The organism is Pseudomonas sp. GM80 (genome assembly GCF_000282515.1).
In the GTDB taxonomy this organism is placed as follows: Bacteria; Pseudomonadota; Gammaproteobacteria; order Pseudomonadales; family Pseudomonadaceae; genus Aquipseudomonas.
In genome coordinates this window covers 1-3,300 of sequence record NZ_AKJD01000240.1, presented here as the reverse complement: position 1 = coordinate 3,300, position 3,300 = coordinate 1, and the positions used below count along the sequence as shown (strand labels likewise).

Genomic DNA, 3,300 nt, shown 5'->3' with positions numbered 1-3,300 from the left:
AAAGATCGCAGCCTTCGGCAGCTCCTACCTGTGCCTCCATTGAATCATTGCGATGATCGTTCCCACGCTCTGCGTGGTAACGCCTCCCCGGACGCTCCGCGTCCAGCTCGACGGTGACGCGGAGCGTCACAGGCGGCATTCCCACGCAGAGCGTGGGAACGATCATCGCCAAGCCGTCGATCACCTATCACGCTCATAGCTGGAGTCAACTCGGACAACCCCCTAGAATCGCCCCCACGATTAAAGGAGACGACTTCATGCTGATGGTGATTTCCCCCGCCAAGACCCTCGATTACGAAACACCGCCGGCGACCCAGCGCTTCACCCAGCCGCAATACCTTGACCATTCCCAGGAACTGATCCAGCAATTGCGCGAGCTGACCCCGGCGCAGATCAGCGAACTGATGCACGTGTCCGACAAGATCGGCGGCCTCAACGCCGCGCGTTTCGGCAGCTGGACGCCCGCGTTCACCCCGGAGAACGCCAAGCAGGCGCTGCTCGCGTTCAAGGGTGACGTCTATACCGGCCTCGACGCGCAATCTTTCAGCGAAGCCGATTTCGATTACGCGCAAAAGCACCTGCGCATGCTCTCCGGCCTTTATGGCCTGCTGCGCCCGCTCGACCTGATGCAACCGTATCGCCTGGAAATGGGCACCAAACTGGCCAACGCCCGTGGCAAAGACCTTTACGCCTTCTGGGGCACGCGCATCAGCGAATGGCTGAATGAAGCGCTGGCCGATCAGGGCGACGACGTGCTGCTCAACCTGGCGTCCAACGAATACTTCTCGGCCGTCAAACGCACCGCCCTGAACGCGCGGATCATCAACACCGAGTTCAAGGATCAGAAGAACGGCCAGTACAAGATCATCAGTTTCTACGCGAAGAAAGCGCGTGGCCTGATGAGCCGCTTTGTGATTCAGGAAAAGATCAACGATCCGGCCCAGCTCAAGCAGTTCGATGTGCAGGGTTATCGCTACAGCGCCGAACAATCGAAACCCGACAATCTGGTCTTTCTGCGCGACCACGCCCCCGAATAAAGCATGCCTATTGCACGACTCTTTCTATCAAGAGTCGTGCAGCCTGCACGCTGTCAAAAATTCCCCGCCTTGTTTCGCCATTTTTATGGCGCCAAAAAATAATCCCTGTCTTTTCTAATTTTAGTTTCACTCGACACTGATCATTTTTTTCAGTAGTGGCACCTAACTTTTTTCACAGTAGTGGCACAAAACTATCTAGCGCGATTATGCCCCTATCAATAAAGGGCGAAACGGAAAGTGCTATCAAATTGAGACCAGTGCCATCTTTGCCAATATTTCAAAAAATTTCAGATGGCGCGATGAGCGGACTGGAACTATGTCCAAATGCGTAGTTCATACCACCGGTAACGATTCTCGCCGAGTTTGTACGAGATAACTTACGCGGAGCAGATAGCCATGTAACCAAGTTGTCACAGCAACTTGCCTAGATGACTAACTAGTCTCAAAACAAACGAAGGACAGGAGATACGCAGCATTAATATCCCCTGCAAGGCCATGGCCGCGCCCCTATAAACGTGCTCGCCTGAGCACCAGACCGCTTGATCTACGGGCTTCTCGCCTGACATCGAGCGCGCAAGACGAATGCACCAGAGTCTTCCAGAAAGAAGATCCGCTGCATAACAGGGCAAGTCATAACTATAAGGCCTGGTTGCGCACATCTTGAGTGCACTTATTTAGACACTCGGAACTTTGTATGCCTGCACACGGCATTGTGGCGCCTGTAAGCCGCACTTTCGAGTGCACTAGTGAACGCTGAACACCATTAACTCCGGCCTTCTAAGGCCTGATATATACAGAGGTAATTGCGATGCGCATCAGCATATTTGGTTTGGGTTACGTTGGCGCAGTATGTGCCGGTTGCCTGTCTGCACGTGGCCATGACGTGGTTGGCGTCGATGTTGCCAAAGACAAGATCGACATGATCAACGCTGGCAAATCCCCCATTGTTGAACCGGGCCTGGGCGAACTTCTGCAACAGGGTATCCAGACCGGTCGTCTGCGTGGCACGACCAACTTCGCCGAAGCGATTCGTGACACTGACCTGTCGATGATCTGCGTCGGTACGCCGAGCAAGAAGAACGGCGACCTCGAACTGAACTACATCGAAGCGGTGTGCCGCGAGATCGGTTTTGTTCTGCGTGAAAAAACCACCCGCCACACCATCGTTGTACGCAGCACCGTATTGCCGGGCACTGTTGCCAACGTGGTGATCCCGATTCTCGAAGACTGCTCCGGCAAAAAGGCTGGCGTCGACTTCGGCGTTGCGGTCAACCCTGAGTTCCTGCGTGAATCCACCGCCATCGCCGACTACGACCTGCCACCGATGACCGTCATCGGCGAATTCGACAAGGCTTCGGGCGACGTTCTGCAATCGCTGTACGAAGAACTCGACGCACCGATCATCCGCAAGGACATCGCTGTCGCCGAGATGATCAAGTACACCTGCAACGTCTGGCACGCGACCAAAGTGACCTTCGCCAACGAGATCGGCAACATCGCCAAAGCCGTCGGCGTCGATGGCCGTGAAGTGATGGAAGTGGTTTGCCAGGACAAGACCCTCAACCTGTCCCAGTACTACATGCGCCCGGGCTTCGCCTTCGGCGGTTCGTGCCTGCCGAAAGACGTGCGCGCCCTGACCTACCGCGCCGGTTCCCTGGACGTCGAAGCGCCGCTGCTCAACTCGCTGATGCGCAGCAACGAATCGCAAGTGCAGAACGCCTTCGACATCGTTGAAAGCCACGACAAACGCAAAGTCGCCCTGCTCGGCTTGAGCTTCAAGGCCGGCACCGACGACCTGCGCGAAAGCCCGCTGGTCGAGCTGGCCGAGATGCTGATCGGCAAGGGTTACGACCTGAGCATCTACGACAGCAACGTCGAGTACGCCCGTGTTCACGGTGCGAACAAAGACTACATCGAGTCGAAAATCCCCCACGTATCGTCGCTGCTCAACGCGGACTTCGATTCGGTGATCGACAACTCCGACGTGATCATCCTCGGCAACCGCGACGAGAAATTCCGTGCGCTGGCGCAACAAGCGCCGCATGGCAAACAGGTTATCGACCTGGTCGGCTTCATGGCCAAGGCCACCGACGCCGGTACTCGCACCGAAGGCATCTGCTGGTAAGGCAGACGTTGCACGGCGCCGCCCTCGCGACGCCGCGCAACAGAACCCAAATGTAGGAGCTGTCGAGTGAAACGAGGCTGCGATCTTTACCGGCAACATTTGAGTTCCGAGTGAACCGGAAAGATCAAAAGATCGCAG

2 protein-coding genes and 1 pseudogene are annotated in these 3,300 nt (G+C 56.2%); 2 read left to right on the top strand and 1 reads right to left on the bottom strand.

The genetic code is table 11. From position 1 onward, the window contains the following. Positions 1-184 (bottom strand): annotated as a pseudogene (locus PMI37_RS32340) (hypothetical protein); the annotation flags it as partial. A 73-nt stretch (positions 185-257) separates the two neighbouring features. Here PMI37_RS32340 and yaaA point away from each other — a divergent pair. Next, positions 258-1,037: a peroxide stress protein YaaA gene (gene yaaA, locus PMI37_RS27415; RefSeq protein WP_008087507.1), complete on the top strand. Its 780-nt coding sequence runs from the start codon at positions 258-260 to the stop codon at positions 1,035-1,037. Positions 1,038-1,845: 808 nt separating this feature from the next. Further along, complete coding sequence (locus PMI37_RS27410) at positions 1,846-3,162, top strand: nucleotide sugar dehydrogenase (protein ID WP_008087506.1); 1,317 nt, start codon at positions 1,846-1,848, stop codon at positions 3,160-3,162. Positions 3,163-3,300 lie beyond the last annotated feature (138 nt).

What these genes read in the sequence shown, in the direction of transcription:
- yaaA (WP_008087507.1), top strand. Translation starts at nt 258, where the DNA reads ATGCTGATGGTGATTTCCCCCGCCAAGACCCTCGATTACGAAACACCG.
- PMI37_RS27410 (WP_008087506.1), top strand. Translation starts at nt 1,846, where the DNA reads ATGCGCATCAGCATATTTGGTTTGGGTTACGTTGGCGCAGTATGTGCC.